The sequence below is a fragment of the Rothia mucilaginosa genome, from assembly GCF_964210535.1.
GTDB lineage: Bacteria > Actinomycetota > Actinomycetes > Actinomycetales > Micrococcaceae > Rothia > Rothia mucilaginosa_F.
On record NZ_CAXOMR010000001.1, the window covers coordinates 124844 to 140227 of the forward strand.

At 60.2% G+C, this 15384-nt stretch carries 14 protein-coding genes and 1 tRNA gene; 7 read left to right on the forward strand and 8 right to left on the reverse strand.

Translation table 11 applies throughout. The features are described from left to right. The first annotated feature begins 331 nt into the window (after nucleotides 1-331). Nucleotides 332-988 (forward strand): DedA family protein, encoded by a 657-nt coding sequence (locus AB8C10_RS00540; RefSeq protein WP_049352327.1) that lies wholly within the window; start codon nucleotides 332-334, stop codon nucleotides 986-988. 122 nt (nucleotides 989-1110) lie between these two features. Here the strand turns inward: AB8C10_RS00540 and AB8C10_RS00545 are convergent, their stop codons facing one another. The 8 genes from AB8C10_RS00545 to AB8C10_RS00580 form a co-directional block, all read right to left on the reverse strand. Further along, nucleotides 1111-1935 (reverse strand): hypothetical protein, encoded by an 825-nt coding sequence (locus AB8C10_RS00545; RefSeq protein WP_044150056.1) that lies wholly within the window; start codon nucleotides 1933-1935, stop codon nucleotides 1111-1113. 201 nt (nucleotides 1936-2136) lie between these two features. Then, nucleotides 2137-3012 carry a multidrug ABC transporter permease gene (locus AB8C10_RS00550; RefSeq protein WP_368866488.1) on the reverse strand — a complete coding sequence of 292 codons (876 nt, stop codon included), beginning with the start codon at nucleotides 3010-3012 and terminating at the stop codon, nucleotides 2137-2139. Between the two features lie 92 nt (nucleotides 3013-3104). After that, a complete protein-coding gene (locus tag AB8C10_RS00555) occupies nucleotides 3105-4787 on the reverse strand; it encodes an ABC transporter permease (RefSeq protein WP_368866489.1) in 1683 nt (560 codons plus the stop codon). Nucleotides 4788-4866: 79 nt separating this feature from the next. Then, nucleotides 4867-5460, reverse strand: a complete 594-nt coding sequence (locus tag AB8C10_RS00560; protein WP_049349909.1) for a multidrug DMT transporter permease — start codon at nucleotides 5458-5460, stop codon at nucleotides 4867-4869. Nucleotides 5461-5570: 110 nt separating this feature from the next. After that, nucleotides 5571-6374 carry an organic solvent tolerance protein OstA gene (locus AB8C10_RS00565; protein WP_368866490.1) on the reverse strand — a complete coding sequence of 268 codons (804 nt, stop codon included), beginning with the start codon at nucleotides 6372-6374 and terminating at the stop codon, nucleotides 5571-5573. 135 nt (nucleotides 6375-6509) lie between these two features. Then, on the reverse strand, nucleotides 6510-7184 hold the full coding sequence (locus AB8C10_RS00570; protein WP_368866491.1) for an amino acid transporter: 675 nt from the start codon (nucleotides 7182-7184) through the stop codon (nucleotides 6510-6512). Between the two features lies 1 nt (nucleotide 7185). Then, entirely contained in the window at nucleotides 7186-7695 is a 510-nt protein-coding gene (locus AB8C10_RS00575; protein ID WP_070832225.1) for an asparaginase domain-containing protein, read from the reverse strand. A gap of 170 nt (nucleotides 7696-7865) precedes the next feature. Further along, nucleotides 7866-7938 (reverse strand) — tRNA-Lys (locus AB8C10_RS00580). Between the two features lie 86 nt (nucleotides 7939-8024). Here AB8C10_RS00580 and AB8C10_RS00585 point away from each other — a divergent pair. The 6 genes from AB8C10_RS00585 (at nucleotide 8025) to AB8C10_RS00610 (ending at nucleotide 15307) form a co-directional block, all read left to right on the forward strand. Next, nucleotides 8025-8798: a histone acetyltransferase gene (locus AB8C10_RS00585; protein ID WP_368866492.1), complete on the forward strand. Its 774-nt coding sequence runs from the start codon at nucleotides 8025-8027 to the stop codon at nucleotides 8796-8798. Between the two features lie 396 nt (nucleotides 8799-9194). Then, the gene (locus tag AB8C10_RS00590; protein ID WP_005504391.1) at nucleotides 9195-9812 is read left to right on the forward strand and encodes a hypothetical protein; all 618 of its coding nucleotides are present in this window, start codon (nucleotides 9195-9197) and stop codon (nucleotides 9810-9812) included. After that, nucleotides 9812-10846 (forward strand): anion permease, encoded by a 1035-nt coding sequence (locus AB8C10_RS00595; protein WP_368866493.1) that lies wholly within the window; start codon nucleotides 9812-9814, stop codon nucleotides 10844-10846. The genes AB8C10_RS00590 and AB8C10_RS00595 overlap by 1 nt, the downstream gene beginning before the upstream one ends. A gap of 142 nt (nucleotides 10847-10988) precedes the next feature. Beyond that, complete coding sequence (locus AB8C10_RS00600; RefSeq protein ID WP_368866494.1) at nucleotides 10989-12071, forward strand: glycosyltransferase family 2 protein; 1083 nt, start codon at nucleotides 10989-10991, stop codon at nucleotides 12069-12071. 2 nt (nucleotides 12072-12073) lie between these two features. Next, a complete protein-coding gene (locus tag AB8C10_RS00605) occupies nucleotides 12074-13816 on the forward strand; it encodes a polysaccharide pyruvyl transferase family protein (RefSeq protein ID WP_368866495.1) in 1743 nt (580 codons plus the stop codon). A 162-nt stretch (nucleotides 13817-13978) separates the two neighbouring features. Beyond that, nucleotides 13979-15307, forward strand: a complete 1329-nt coding sequence (locus AB8C10_RS00610; protein ID WP_368866496.1) for an aromatic acid exporter family protein — start codon at nucleotides 13979-13981, stop codon at nucleotides 15305-15307. The last annotated feature ends 77 nt before the right edge of the window (nucleotides 15308-15384 follow it).

Consider the following 15384-nt stretch of genomic DNA (forward strand, 5'->3'; position numbering starts at 1 on the left):
TCCAACGGTGGATGGTTGGGTCAATCGCTACGCCGCGACGCGCCGTGCTCTCTTTCCATCATGTCACACCCCGGTATCGCCCGGCTCTGCGGATAGTCATTTCTTGAGGAAGCGTGCGAGCGCCGCGTCACCTCCGGCTGTTTAGCCGCGATGGTGGGGAGATTTACGCCTCGCTCACCCGTGCGTCCGGCGTAAATGCCGGTAGAATTGTGCCAGTAATACACAGCCTCCGCATAGTTTTGCACAATGTTCACCATAGGTACACTTTCTATGCTGGTGTTATTCCGCCGCCGATCCGTGCGTGCGGTCCACTCACAGTTCAGGATTTTTCATGACTTTTCTTGCCATCGCTTTGGCGCATCTTCCGGTTGCGCTCTTGGGCCTCGACCTTGAGCAGTTCCTGCTCGATACCGGCCCCTGGGTTCTGGTTGTTTCGGCAATTATCGTATTTATTGAGTCCGGTGTTCTTTTCCCGGTTCTTCCGGGTGACTCCCTGATTTTTGCTCTGGGTATGCTTCATGAGCAGATGGGCCTGTCCCTGTGGGTTGCTTTCCCGGTCCTGGTGCTGGTTGCTATTGCTGGCGCTGAGGTTGGCTACCAGATTGGTGCCCGTTACGGCCGTAAGATCTTCAAGGATGACGCGAAGATTCTGAGCACTAAGAACCTGCACACTACTGAGGAATTCTTCCAGAAGCGCGGTAGCTTGGCTCTGGTTCTGGGCCGCTTCGTGCCGATTGTTCGTACTTTTGTGTCTCTTGCGGCTGGTATTTCTTCGTACGACCGTAAGAAGTTCCACCTGTGGAATGTTGTTGGCGCGGTTGCGTGGATTGGTTCGATTGGTCTGGCGGGTGTGCTGCTGGGCGGTATTCCGTTCGTGCACAACAACATTGAGTACATTGCTGTGATTATTGTGGCGGTTTCTGTGGTGCCGGTTATTATCGAGTACCTGCGTGGCCGTTCGAAGGCGAAGCAGGAATCTGCTGAGTAATACGTGAGTCCTTCTCGGCTGCTGAGCCGGGGATGAGAAAGGGTGGGGATACCGTTTGGTATCCCCACCCTTTTCACGCTCTGAGCCTTTTGGTGATAGTGGCGCCGTTTGAGGCAAACATCCTAGTTGAGGCGGTTCCCGCCTTCATTGAAGTTCGTGTTAGGTGCCTGTGGATTCTGATCAACCACCTGACTATGCGACGTTCTGCCGGTAGCCGTGTACGCCCACACAGATGGACGGGTCAGCAACACAATATTCCGGATGTAGAGGACAGTAATGAAGACACCAATCGCAGTATCTATGAGAAGAGTGACCGCAAAATCTGCAGAGTCGCGGGACTGCAACTCGTCCATCAACAAGGCGAGATAGCTGGAGTCTATGAGGAAATCTTCCACATACACAAACATGCGGCTCAAGACCTCGTAGGCGCTGTACATGAGGGTAAGTATGTGCGCCCATCTGTGTCCTTTCCAGGTCATCCAGAAGAGGAAAATCTGGATAAGAACAAAGATGAGAGGGTACCCCAGCATACGCACGATAAGCTCAGGTAGCGTCACCACACCGGCGATTGGTTTACCGTAGAGCAGGAAGAATTGGATAGTACTGAAAAGCGACAGAATAATAATCGCGGCGGTGCACCACTTAGCACTGTGCAGAGCCTTCGGGCGTACCCGCCCCGCATGTTCGGAGGCGGCAACGTAACCGGCGGTCGCGTCCCGGTAGCCGGTAGTGGCATGCTCGGGAGCGCCGTTGCTGGGTGCGTTATCCTCTGCCGCGTTATTGTCTACCGCACCGGTGGGGGCGGCGTTGTTGGTGGCGGTGTTGTTGGATGTGCCGTCACCCTCTACCGTGCTACTTTCAGGCTCATTGGACGGTAGCAAAACACTGTACTCGGGAACCGTGTACTCCGGATTATTCAAGGGCTGCTTCGGGGTACGTTCTGACATCGTCGTTCCTTTCTCCCCTGGCACCCACCCCGCGCTACAGTGCACGGAGCGGGCGTTAAAGAGTCTTACCTTAAGGATATAAAGAGGCGCGCCGCACCCTAGGAAAGCAGTACCCTTTCTCAGCGTATTCAGAGGTATCCGAGTAACCACGTGCACCATTCCGAGGGCTAGCCCCGGAACTCCTGACGTTGATGTTCCTTTCTACGTGCCCCATCCCGCGCTACGGTGCGGGGGTCGAGGGGTGTTCTCCCCTGATGAGGTGCGTTCGCCGTCCTCATCATCAGCGAAAAGCTCTCGAAGTTCCGCCGGGACCTGACCGGCTGCCTGTCTCGTCTCAGACATCATCTGCCGGTGTTCTAGCGCACGTGCCCCGCTAACGATTTGGGTGTACGCCCTAATAGGAGCACGAGTCAGCAGCACAATCATCAGGAGGTAGAGAACGAGCGTAAAAACGCCGCTCAGGATACGCACCAGGCTGGACGCCGCAGCCGCTCTAGAGCTTAACCCCGAGAAATTATCCGCAAGAATAAGCACACCGCTAGCAGCCGCGAGAGCGCAGTAGATGATGGTAAGAATGCGCGCCCACTCGCGGCCATCCCAGATCTTCCAGAGAATAAAAATTGGGATGGCGGAGATGATGAGGGTAACCACCAGGGCAGAGAAGAAAACACTCACCACCATCTCAAAATCGATATACGACCAGCTTAGAATCGGCAGAAAATTACTCAGGGGCCCCAGCACGATAATGGCGGCAGCGCACCACATAACGCTGCGCATAGCCTTCGGGCGCTCCGGAATTATCTGCTCAGAGGCGGGGTACACAGTGTAGCCAGCGGTCGCCTCCCGGTAGCCGGGAGTGGTTTGCTCGGGGATGCTGGCGTGCTCGGAGGCGCTGCCGCCGGGTGCGTTGCCCTCCGCCGCGCTGTTATCTGCGGCGCTACCGGAAGTTACGTTATTGAAGGCGGCATCGCCTCCTGCCGTGCTATTTTCAGCCTCGGAGGAGGGTAGCAGCACGCTGTATTCGGGAACCGTGTACTCCGGATCGTTTAGCGGTTGCTTTGGGGTGCGTTCTGACATCTTTGTTCCTTTCTTCTCTTCGCGCCCCGCCCCGCACGCTATAGCGCAGGGCGGGTGCAGAAGAGTTTCCCCATGGGGAGGGGCATCCCACCCTAGTTGAGGCGGTAGCCTTCCTCGGTGTACACGGAAGTATCCTTGTAGCCGCGCTGTTCGTTGCGGGAGTTCCTCCGTGCATCCGTGCGGCGGGTCGTCTTGTACTGCTGCGCGACCGCTTCTTCAGCCCGTCGGTTAGCTTCCTTCTCTTCCCGACGTGTCTGCTCTTCTTCCAGGTGAGCACGCATTTCTGCGTCCTGATGCCTAACGACCCGACCATCGCCGGCGTTCACCTGTTCGCGTGCGTTCAGGCGCGCCAACCGCGTAGCAGCCATATACGACCTGGTGGAACGGCTCAAGAGCAACACAACAATCAGGGTGGAGAGGAGCGTAATCAAGGTGTCAGCAACATTTCTAGACAGCACGTATGCAGCGTATTGCTGAGAACTCCACATCTGCGTGCCGTCCAGCAACCGGGAAAGATAACCCGTCGTCAGGAAAGTATCCACAAAATCTATCAGACCCTTGATAGCTATAAAAGCGAAGCTAATAAAGATGACGACATATGCCCAGAATCGGCCCCTCCACAGTCGCCAAAGGACAAACATCGGTATGGCATGGACAACGAGAATGAACAACGTCTCAGAGAGAATATATCCAGCCCATACACCAACGTCGTCAAGCGAGCGCTCATAAATCATGGTTTGGAAGATGCCATGAGTTGCTTCCACAACCATCAAGGCGACAAAGCAGCGCATGACGATACGCAGCGACTTCGGGCGGGGCGGGAGCACCACCTGAGGGGCGGCAGGCGCGGTGGAGGCGGCGGTCGCCTCCGCACCCTCGTGCGCTTCCTGTTGGGGCTTAGGCGACCCGCCAGACGTGCCTCCGAAGTTAGGCTTTACACCCGTCTTCTGGGCGCGCTGAATCTGCTGTATCTCAGCCAGCAGGCGGTTCTTCTCCACCGGATCATTCGAGAGCGCATAATCGGCAGAAAGCTCACGCAACAGCTGCTCGGTAGAGTCCTTGACCGGGCCTTCTTCCTTCTCAAGCTGACGAAGAACATCCTCACGGGTCGGCTCTTCCTCATCATCCGCCATGCTGTCCTTGATGATCTGCATCTGCTCCCGAATCGCCGCGGGGCTCGGGACCACGCCCACAGCCGGGCGAGTCAGCAAAAACAGGAGAACGGCGCTACCCGCCGTAATCACCCCGACCAGAGCCTGCGACACCATAGACGAAGCAGCGGCAGGATGCGACACCGGATCCAGTGCGGTAAACGCAGGGAAAAGCACCTGAGCCAGACCAAAGACACCCGCAAAAGAGAGCACACCGCTCAAGGAACACAGCAGAAGGTACAGCATCAGCAGGCGGCGCGGATTAACGTACCCTGACTTGGTATAGTCCAGAACGAACCAGAGGAACGGCACCACCAAGACAGCGTCAGACAGAACCTTCGGCAGGGCATAGCTAAGGAACGAGCCGATGTTCACACTCCGGCCCGCGGTAACGATAATCTGGTACGCATCCAGGAGGAAATACACCAGAATGAGCATCATCGCGATGGAATACGCTTTACCGAGAATCGCCATTCCCCGGTCGAATTGCTGCTCCTTATCGCCGACTATGCCGAGGTTTCTTTTCGCCTCTTCAAACGCCGCCCGCTCATCATATGTGCGCTTAGCAGCGCCGGGGGTAGTCTGCGATGTGGATTCGTGCGCAGGTTCGGAAGTAGGGTGCACGAGTCATCCTAACTGTGGTTGGGTGAATAAAGTTATCGGTGAGCCGCAGGTCCGGGACCCGCAGCCAGAATCTGCAAGGCTAAATCAGGTAGTCCTCGCTGCGGCGCAGGCGCCAATCACGGCGCGCTTCCATGTACGAACGCGACTGACGCGACCACACCAACGCCAACGCGACCACACACACCAGCATGTACGGTGCAGCAATATATACCGGCGTGTACAGCGGGGAGGCGCTACTGAGCAGCAGCTCAACATCCTGGCTCGGCGCACCATTCAACGTACCCAGAAGAGCCGCGACTGCCAGCATAATCAGCAGGGATGCCAACACACCCAGCGCCAACGCCACCGACAGCACCAGCGCCGCCCAACGGTAACCACGCAGGTACGCCACAGTGCAGAAACCGTGCAACGTCACGTTACCGAAGGCGCTGACCAGCAAAAACATCACCGGATAGTACGCCTGCGCCTCCACCAGCGACTGGGCGCGCCAAGTCGAAAAATGCGACAGCTGCGTCGTCGCATACGTGACACCCGTGTACCCAATCAGCACCAGCCAACCCACGGCAATAGCGAGCAGAACCCAACCCGCCACAGACACGAGAGTGGGGGTGGCAGGCTTCGTAGGATGCGTGGTGTTCGGAGCGGATGGCGGAGAGGACTCGACGGCGGACATAGCTGAATCTTTCGAATGTCGGCTGATAGTGTGTGTGGAAGATGTATGAGCGAGTGTGTGGTGTGTGGGTGGCGGCGCGGCGTTCATCTACCGCGCCGCCTCAAAAAACTTTAGGCAGAAGTGGACGGGTCAACCGTCGCAGAAATACTTTCAGGTAGCAACGGAGAATCTGCCCGGTTCGCCATCGCAATTCGCAAGTTGTTGAAGCGGTAAATGGTCAGCAACGATAAACCGACCTCGCTCAACCAGACCAAGCCCAAGACAACAAGTATCAGCAGGGGGTCAAGCCCCATCGAAACCCCAGCCCAGTCGAGCATCAGCAGCAGGAACGTAATCGGTGAAAGCACCAGCCCCACCGCAACAAACCCAATCAGGGAGCAGATAGCCCAAACGCTATACACGGAGGCGTCCGCCGAATCACGCGGAGGGCGCATCAGTGGCCACATCTGAACCACCAGGTAAAGCGCCGCCACAAAACCAAAGCAAATCGCCAACGGCTGCGTGTACTGAGAAATAATGAGACCCTCAACCAGGCTCAAAATACACAGAATAACCGCGCGGACCAGCAGGTTCTTCTTGAGCATCTGCTGGCGTTCCTTCACCTCTTCAGCGGTGTAAGTGCGCAGAAAAGCGGGAACCTGACCCTGCCCCGGGAACGGCGGCAGCGGACCCGTCGGGTGCGTACGCACCACAATCGGCGGGTTCGTACCATCCTGAATGATGACGGTAGAAGTCGCCGAAATAACCGGATGCGAACCAGTCACCACCGGCGGCACGTTCAGCGGAACGGACACCTCCGGCGTAGCAGGAGTCACGTGACGAATAGGCGCCTGAAAGCGAGTCTGCATACCGGTATCCTCATCCGGGCGTTCCTCGGATGAAGCGGCATCTGTATTCAGGTGTGTAGCGCCCATGAGTGGCCTCCTGGCAGGTGCGGGTCGTGTTTCTGTCTCTACCGTATCACGCGTACTTTAGGGGAATCTGAGCAGTAGCTGGGCGTCGCAGGCAACGCCGCCCAGCATCATTACTTGCCCCTGTTGAGGCGCAGGTTAGCCCTGCTCCGCCACCTGCGAAACCTCCGCATTCGGCTCTGCTACCTTCTGCTCTTCTGCATTCTGGTGCTCTTCCTCCGCCTTCTTCCGCTTGCTACGGCGCAGGCTCCTGCGAACCGCCAAGCTATAGAACAGCGAGAACAGGATCTCCAACGCGAAGGAAGCCATCACCGTCAGCAGGCTCACCGTATAGAACATGCCCACACGGTCCAGCAGAGTCTGCGGGCCGTGCAGGGTCACGAGTACATAGGTGAAGAACGCCGTCATGATGGTAGCCGCAACCCCGGATGCCACATTCGCAAGCAACACCAGCTTCACCGAACGGTTCGCCCGGTAAATCATGGCAACCCACATGTGCATCACCAGATAGACCAGCGGCACCTCACCAATCGGGAAAAGCGTGACGCGGATAAAGTAATAAACAGTAATCAGCGAGGGTACGACCAGCAGTAGCACACGCACCAGGTACAGGTTCTTAGCCGGCAGCGGGTAATCACTGGTGACATTCCAGAACTCGTCAGCCTGCTGCTCCAGCTCATCCATAGCCTGCAGCTGCATGAGCTGCGCCTGCGACATATGCTCCTGCGGCACAAGATCCGAGGAACCCGCCACCGGCGCAAGCTCAGCCGCAGAAACCGGTTCACCCCGCCGCATACGAGCGGAATCAGCCATCTTAGCCCTCAAAAATACCGCGAGAACGATCCTTACGCACGCTCTCAGCAGGGAAAATACGACCGCTCATGCTGATGTACACACCCGGCTCCAGCAGGTTCAGGGCGGCAATAGCGGCACCCAGGTTGAAACCGGCATCCGAACGAGCCATCACGGCGGGCTGCATCGCACCGGTCAGCACCACAACCTTATCGCCCAGGTCGGCGTGCTCCACCAGGTAGCGGGCAGTCTCCGGCATGGTGTCAGTACCGTGAGTGATGAGCACCTGGTCGTTAGTGACAGCGTTCAGCGCCTCGGTCAGCTCGGCACGATCCTCATCGGTCATGTCCAGGCTGTCCTTGCCAATCAGCGGGCGAATATCAAAACGGATATCGGTAATCACACGGTCCAGCAGATCCTTAGCGGCAGGCTCACCAATATCCATGGTGCCCGCCACCGAATAGAACTTATCAATCGTGCCGCCAGTGGCAAGAATCGTGATCTCTTCGGGGTTCTTAATGGTGACGCTCACGGGTTTCCTCATCTTTTCGGGTCAACGTACACAAATCAAAACCTGCCAGGTCAACCCGGCAGAATACGCCCCACCACGCGGAATCAACACGGGGTAAAAATCCCACGCATGAGGGTGGAGACACAAAAACCCGCCGACCCCCGCAAAGCGGGAGGCGACGGGTCGGCTAGTGCGCCCTGTGGGGCTCGAACCCACGACCTGCGGATTAAAAGTCCGTAGCTCTACCGACTGAGCTAAAGGCGCTCCATCCACACAAAACTGAAAGTGTGCAGATAGAAATACTATACACTACCGGCTCCCAGCCAATGAACGGTACACTGGGAAATCCTATGTCTACACCCGCAGCATCAACCGGCGCCTCCGGGCGCACCCGACACCGCACCCACCACCGCCCCGTCCTCTACTCCGCCGAGAAATTTGAACGCCACGAAGGCGGCATGGACCCCGCCGCACGCGAAGAGGCGGCACACGCCTCCGCACGAATCCTGCTGATGCGCGGACGCGGCACCGACGAGCAGATGACCGAACGGCTCGTCAGCTTCACCGACGACTACGGTATTGAGATGCTCGCCGAACTCTGGTCGCACGCGAGCGCCCACTCCCTGCCGGGTGCGCTGTGGCGCATGTACTGGCTGCGGGACGTGGTGCATCGTTCGCCGCGCGGGGTGAGCCGCGCTTTTGAGCTGGGCATGGCGGAGGATTACCGTTCGCACGTGGTGGCGGGTGTTCCCGACCCGCCGAGTGCCGACGAGGTGGTCCGCACGATTGATGAGATTCTGGCAGGCCTGTACACCGGCGATATGGACATTGCGATGGAACGTTGCGCGGCGTTTGCGCACGTGGTGGCGTTGGGTATTCGCACCGATTATGCGCGCTCTGCCGGGCAGGATGGTGCGGTTCCGGGCAGCCACGAGGTGAAGCGTGAGGCGGTGGAGCGTCGTGCTCGTCTGCCGCGTCAGGCTCAGCAGATGGAGCAGATCGCGCACGATTTGGAGGCGGTCGCCGCCCAGCTGCGCGCCGTTGAGGCTAGTCAGCAGGCTAACGGGGGTTCCGGGGCTGATTCTGTGCAGGAAAAATCGCAGACCAACCTCGAAGCATTCTAGTCTTCTGCAACGTTTGAGCGCCTAAAAATGCGTGTTCGTGCCGCGAATTGGCACAGGTTCCACATTGGGTCGCAAAGGCGTGAAAAGCCTGTTTCCGATTGACTCTGCGCCGGGTGCGGGTGGATAATAATTACAAGATGTCGGGTTGCTAATAGGTAGCCCCGGGCTCCAAATCTTTAGCCGCTTCGAGCGGCCTTCCGCCGAGAGGCGCTCCCAACCCGACATCCCTAAACGTTCCGGTGGGGGTCGAGAAATCGACCCCCACCGTTTTATGTTTAAAACCCTCGCGGGCAACCGCTAACAGGTCGGCGCTGTAGCGTTTGCAGGTTGGGCGCTCGTGAGATACACGCGGGCTATGCGCACCCGCAGCACCCAATACTGGTTAGACTGGGAACTATGCTGCACCGACTTTTCCCCCACGCCAACGAGTCCCTCGCCTCCCTCGCTGAAATCTCAGCGCAGGTCGGTGAGGCGGCGGCATTGCTCTCTGAAATGGTCGGCTCCCCCGTCGCGGAGTACCCCGAACTCTTCGAACGCATGCTCACCCATGAGGCGGACTCCACCAACCTGCTGTTCCGCACCCTCACCGAAGTGCGCAGCTCCTTCTCCCCGCCGATCCCGCGTGAAGACCTGTACACGCTGGCACGCAAGCTCACCAACGCCGTTGAGAAGCTCACCAGCGCCGCGCACGTGCTGTCCCTGCACAGCATTGACGGCTTCGCCACGCACATCACCTCGATCCTGGACATTATTCAGCGTCAGGCGGTGCTGACCGCCGCCGTCATCCCCAAGCTTGCCGATATTCGCGGCCTCGACAACTACTGGATGGACATGCTGCGCATCTCCCGCCAGGCGCTACGCACCGCCGAAGAGTACGACGCATACATTGCCGAACGCTACACCCCCGAACGGTACCGCCGCTACGCCACCTTCCTGGCACAGCTGACCGCCGCCTCCAACGCTATGCGTGATGTGTCTGCCGAAATCGGCCGCATTATCGTTCAGGAATCCTAATGTTCCTGGGTCTTCTAGCCTGCTGCGCCTTCATTGCCGCGGTCTACGTTACCGGTGTGCACGACGCCTCAAACGCCGTCGCTGTTCCGGTGCGTACCCGCGCCCTCGGCGAGCGCTCCGCCCTCTACCTTGCCGCGCTCTTCAACGTGCTCGGTGTGGTCGGTGCGTTCCTGCTGCTCGGTGAGTATTCTGCCTCGTGGGTGAGCGCCCCGGAGGGTACCACCGGCCTGAACGGCATCGTTGCGGCGTTGCTCGTCTGCGCTATTTGGGGTGTGCTCACCTGGTTCCTGCGGTTGCCGTCCTCTTCGACCCACGCGCTGGTGGGCGCCCTTGCCGGGGTGAGCTGGTGGACCCAAACGAGGATTGACAGCGCCGCTGAAGGCTTTGGGTCCTTCCCCTTCCTGCCGCATATTTTCGGGTCGACCCTGCTGCCGCTCTTCTACCTGCCACCGCTCATTTTTCTGCTGTCCTGGCTGATGGTGGTGCCGTTCTACCGCCTCGTCGTGGGTCATAACCCGCGCCTGGTGAATCAGCACGCCCGCGAGGTGCTGGCGGTCTCCGCCTCCGCGATTTCTTTGCTACACGGCCTGCAGACCGGCTACCTGTACCTGCTGCTGTGGGCGCTGCTGAGCGAACGCATCATGGATCCGGCGCTACTCCATTCCCTCACCCAAGGCGGCATGCTGTTGGGCACCCTCATCATTGCCCTCAGCCTGGGTGCGGGCACGCTGACCGGTGGCCGCCGCATCGGCTACACCTTCGCCTACAAGATGGTGCGTCTGGATCCGTTCCGTGGCGCGGTTGCCCAGGGTACGACCGCCGTTGTGCAGGTGCTCGGTTACTTCCTGCTGCAGGTGCCGTTCTCCTCCTCGCACCTGGCGACCGCCTCGGCGCTCGGCGCGGGCGTGAACCAGCGCTTTAACGCTCTGAAGTCCAGGATTGTTCTGCAGATTCTTCTGGTGTGGCTGGTAACCATTCCGGCGTGCTTTGTGCTCGGAGTGCTCGCAATGGTGGCGCTACAGTCCATCCACTAGATTTTGGGGACGCTGCATGCCCCACCGTGCTCACTGCCGCGGGATAGCCGGGCGGCGGGTTGAGTCTGAACAGTGCACACCTTCATAATGGGTTGAGTTCTTGGGCTGGCACGCGCCCACTCACCCTCGACTGATTGTGGTTATGTCTTCTCCTACCGTAGCTATTCTGGTCCGCACGAAGGACCGCCCCCGCTTCTTGAGCCGCACCTTGGAGAATATTGCGCAGCAAACCTTCACCGACTACACGGTCTGCGTGATTAACGACGGTGGCGACGAGCAGGCAACCCGCGCCGTCATTGAGGCATCCCCGCTGGGTTTGCAGGGCTCTGATGCGCAGGGTTCCGGTCGCGTGCAGCTACTGACCACCGCCGGCGGCAACATGGAGGTGGCATCCAACGCCGGTTTGGCGGCGACCGTCTCCAAGTATGTGGCGATTCACGATGACGACGACCTGTGGGCACCCGAGTTCCTGGAACGCACCGTCGCGGCGCTGGAAGAGAGCGGCGCGCTCATGTGCACCACCCGCATAGTGGAGCGGTACGAACGCGAAAACGCCGATGGCGAGTTCGAGGTGTACGAGGAGCGTATTTTCCACGATGGCCTGCCCGGTGTGGGTTTGCAGTTCCTGTTCCGCACGAACCGTGCCGTGCCGATTGGCATTCTCTACCGCCGTAGCCTGCACGAGCTCGTCGGTTTCTATGACGAGTCCCTGCCGGTGGTCGGCGACTGGGAGTTCAACATGCGTGCCGCCTCTGTTGCAGATATTCTGCTGGTGGATGAGCCGCTGGCGTACTGGTCGCTGCGCCCCGACGCGGAAGGTACCGAGGCGAATAGCGTGAAGCGTCAGGCTGATCACGCCCGCTTCGATTCGATGGTGCGTGCCCGCGCTATCCGCGAGGACCTGCAGGCGGGTGCCCGACCGGGAGCATACCTGTACCAGGCGCATCTGGCAGCTGACCTGGAACGCCGCGTCATTGACGGGCACGATCTGACCCGCGAATCCCTGGATATTCTGCGCTCTATTGAGAGCCGCCTGGAACGTATTGAGGCTCGTCAGCAGGCTATTGAGTCCCGCCAGCAGAGCATCGAGGAGCGCCTGCGGGTTCTGAAGCACCTGCGCGCACCGGGCCGTGCACTGCGTTCCTTCGCGCAGCGTTCCCTCAACCAAGGTTCTCAGGCTCGTCGCGGTACTGAGGCAGGTTCTACCGGCGAGAAGGACGCATAGCCGTGACAGAGAACAATCATTCTTCTACAGCACCGCACTTTAATGAAGCACCGCGCGTACTCGTCATCGGCGATATCGGCCAGCACACCTACCACGTGGGCGACGAAGCCATGACCATTGCGAGCGCCCAGGCGCTTTCCGAAGGCGGCGCGGCGGTCACCCTCATGACCCGCGATGTGGGCCATTCAGCGCGCTATATCGGCGCGGCTGCTCATGAGGCGGGCGCCCCCTACGAGTACCTGCCGTTTTTCCTCTTCCCCTGGGCGCCGGCTGAACGCGAGCTGACCCTCGCGGCGCTCGAATCTGTTCTGATGGAGCTGCACGCTGACCGGGAGCGTCCCTCCACCGCCGAGCTGGTGGCGTTACCACAGGTGCAGGCGCTGCCGGAGGTGCTACATCCGCTGGAGCAGACCGTTGAGCGCATGGTGGAGTTCGCGGACTCCATCGCCGCCATGGATGCGGTCGTGGTCTCCGGCGGCGGCAACCTCAACTCCCGCTACGGCTGGCTGCTCTACGAACGCGCCGCCGCGGTGCGTGCCGCCGAGCATGCGGGCGTACCCGTGTACGTGACCGGTCAGTCCCTGGGCCCGGTGCTCAACCCCGAGGACGCGCAGGTTCTAGAGCGCATGCTGCGCACCGCCCACTCGGTGACGGTGCGTGAACGTTCTTCCCTCGCTTGGTGCCGTGAGCGGGGTATTGACGCGCGCCTGAGCGTGGATGACGCCACCGACTACTCGGTGGCTTCCCCGGAGCGTACCCTGCACTATGCGGAGGGTATTTCTGCAGGTCAGGCACTTGATGAGCTACCGGAGCACTACGTCTGTGTGACCGTCAACGAGTGCACCGAACAGCAGGCGCAGCAGATTGCGCGCCTGCTCGATAGCATGTGGCGCGAGCACGGCTACGCACCAGTGTTCCTGAGCCATTTTGGCGACCCGCAGAACCCGGCAAGCGGCGATATTCAGGCGCACCAGCACATCGCCGAGCAGCTCAGCGCCTCCACCCCGGCGACCCTGCTGCCGATTCTGCACGCCGACCAGAGCATCACGGTACACCGTGCGGCGGCGTTCACCCTGACCAGCCGCTACCATCCGGCGGTGTTCTCCGCCGCGGTGGGTATTCCCGTGCTCGCCCTCGTGCCGGATGCCTTCACGCAGATGCGCGTGGGCGGCGCCCTGAGCCTGTACGGGCTGGGCGAGTTCACCCTGCCGTTGGGCATGCTCGCCGGTGGGGTTCCCGAGCTGATGGTTGCCGCCGCCCTGCGGCACGTGGCGGTGGCATCGGATGCGCGCCGCACCGAACTGCTGGAGGTTCTGCACGCCGAGCGTGCCTACCTGCTCGCGCAGATTCTTGCATCCGGCGCAGAAACTCTCAACGAGGCAGAAACTCGCGGTGAGGCAAAAGCCCCCGCGCCTTTCCCCGCCGTGGAGCAAGTTCCGGCACTCCCCGAGCCGCTGGGCGCGACCGTCCGCGCCGCCCGCGAGCTCTTCACCGAAACCTCCCTCACCGCGGGGTTCGAGTGGGCGATGTCTGACCGGGCGCACTCCTGGGATGCCGAGCACTGCCGGCAGCTCGAACGTGCCCGCGCAATCGGCGGCGGGTACAGCGCGCATGGTATTCATGGGGCGCACGGTGCAGAAGAAAGGCACCCCGTCACCGTTGAGGCTGATTCTGAATCACCCGCCGAGGCGCACCCCGCCCAGCCGGGCCTGCTGGCGAGGGTGGCGCGGCGCCTCCGCGGCTAGATTCGCGGCTAAGCCCCTTGCACTGAGGTTTCGGCACGCAAGCTGAGGTTTCGGCACGCAAAACCGCCCAAGCCGGGGCGCTAAGCGGGGTTCGGGGCGCGGGGTCTCTCACACTTCAACCCAACACTCCCCTACCCCCTTGTGCACCGCATATGCGCCGGTATGATGGTGCCCATGGCACGATTCGCAGACATTCTACGCACTACTGAACAGAACACCCGACAGTTCATCCGTGAGGGTGTTCATCGAGTCCGAGCAGACTTCTTTCAGTCTGTGCAGATTGTTGCGGCGTCTATGGGCGCTTGGCTTTTCGCTGAGCGCGTTCTGGGCCACCACGAACCCATTTTCGCGCCGGTCGCTGCCCTCGTATCCCTCGGCTATGTAAGCGGTGCTAAGCATTCCCGCCGAATCCTTGAGGTCTCCTTCGGCGTGACCCTCGGCATTCTCATTGGCGACCTTCTGCTGATCCTGCTCGGTCACGGTACCTGGCAGGCGGCAGTGGTGCTTTTCTTGACCGTGATTATTGCCCGATTTATTGATAAGGGCATTATTTTTACGATTCAGCTCAGCTTCCAGGCCTGTTTCACGTTGCTACTGCCCGTTCCTGACGATGCGTTCACCCGCAGTTTTGACGGCATTGTCGGTGGCGCGTTCGCGTTCCTCGCCATGTACCTGATGCCGCGCGACCCGCGCAAGAACCCGCGTGCCCGCGCACAGGCCCTCATGGATGCGTTCGCGAAGGTTTTCCAGCTTTCCTCCGAGGCAATCCGCTACTACGACTACAACAAGGCGTACCAGAGCCTGCTCGATGCGCGCGCACTGCAGCCGCTCTACGATGCGTGCCGCGGCGACCTGATTACCGCGCAGGGCATGAGCGAGCTGTCGTGGAATAGCCGCAAGAGCAAGGGCGAGCTGGCGCGTATGTCGAAGACCCTCGCCGCGGTGGATTTGGCGATTCGTAACGACCGCGTGCTCAACCGCCGTATGGCGTCCACGATTCACCACGTGCAGCTACGAACTGCCGCGCAGCTTTCGCTCAGTGACGCACTGAACGAGCTGTCGCTGGCGGCGCAGAGCCTCGGCCTGGGCATGTCTGCACCGACCGAAGGCGAACGTGAGCACTACATGATGGAGGCACGCGAGCGCATGATCAAGCTTGCCGGCACCCTCGAGCCGCGCACGATGGGTGTGGCAACCTTTGAGGGTGAGTCGCTGGTGCTGATGCTCCGCCTGATTGTGGTCGACTTTTTGGAGGCGACCGGCATGTCCCACAAGGACGCCGTGGCGGTTCTCGTGCCCCTCGGCGAGGCGGTCACGAAGCACGCACCGCGCACCTCGGCAATCCCGATTGTTGACGCTGACATGGACGACTCCACGGTGGTTGATGATGTAACCGATAGCGCGGTGAACACCCACCACACGAACAAGCTCAATACCCGCTCGATCAACATTATGTTGCACGAGAATGAGGAGGAGAGCCGCTCCTCCTAACTAGGCTCTAGCGGGCTTCTATCGGGGTCAGCGGCAACCATCAAGGACACAACGGAGGGGCTTCCGGCGGCATTCAC

Excerpts from the sequence above, each read along its gene's own strand:
- AB8C10_RS00550 (WP_368866488.1), bottom strand. The coding sequence starts at position 3,012 with ATGTCAGAACGCACCCCAAAGCAACCGCTAAACGATCCGGAGTACACG.
- AB8C10_RS00570 (WP_368866491.1), bottom strand. The coding sequence starts at position 7,184 with ATGGCTGATTCCGCTCGTATGCGGCGGGGTGAACCGGTTTCTGCGGCT.
- AB8C10_RS00595 (WP_368866493.1), top strand. The coding sequence starts at position 9,812 with ATGTTCCTGGGTCTTCTAGCCTGCTGCGCCTTCATTGCCGCGGTCTAC.
- AB8C10_RS00585 (WP_368866492.1), top strand. The coding sequence starts at position 8,025 with ATGTCTACACCCGCAGCATCAACCGGCGCCTCCGGGCGCACCCGACAC.
- AB8C10_RS00610 (WP_368866496.1), top strand. The coding sequence starts at position 13,979 with ATGATGGTGCCCATGGCACGATTCGCAGACATTCTACGCACTACTGAA.
- AB8C10_RS00545 (WP_044150056.1), bottom strand. The coding sequence starts at position 1,935 with ATGTCAGAACGTACCCCGAAGCAGCCCTTGAATAATCCGGAGTACACG.
- AB8C10_RS00565 (WP_368866490.1), bottom strand. The coding sequence starts at position 6,374 with ATGGGCGCTACACACCTGAATACAGATGCCGCTTCATCCGAGGAACGC.
- AB8C10_RS00540 (WP_049352327.1), top strand. The coding sequence starts at position 332 with ATGACTTTTCTTGCCATCGCTTTGGCGCATCTTCCGGTTGCGCTCTTG.
- AB8C10_RS00590 (WP_005504391.1), top strand. The coding sequence starts at position 9,195 with ATGCTGCACCGACTTTTCCCCCACGCCAACGAGTCCCTCGCCTCCCTC.
- AB8C10_RS00600 (WP_368866494.1), top strand. The coding sequence starts at position 10,989 with ATGTCTTCTCCTACCGTAGCTATTCTGGTCCGCACGAAGGACCGCCCC.
- AB8C10_RS00560 (WP_049349909.1), bottom strand. The coding sequence starts at position 5,460 with ATGTCCGCCGTCGAGTCCTCTCCGCCATCCGCTCCGAACACCACGCAT.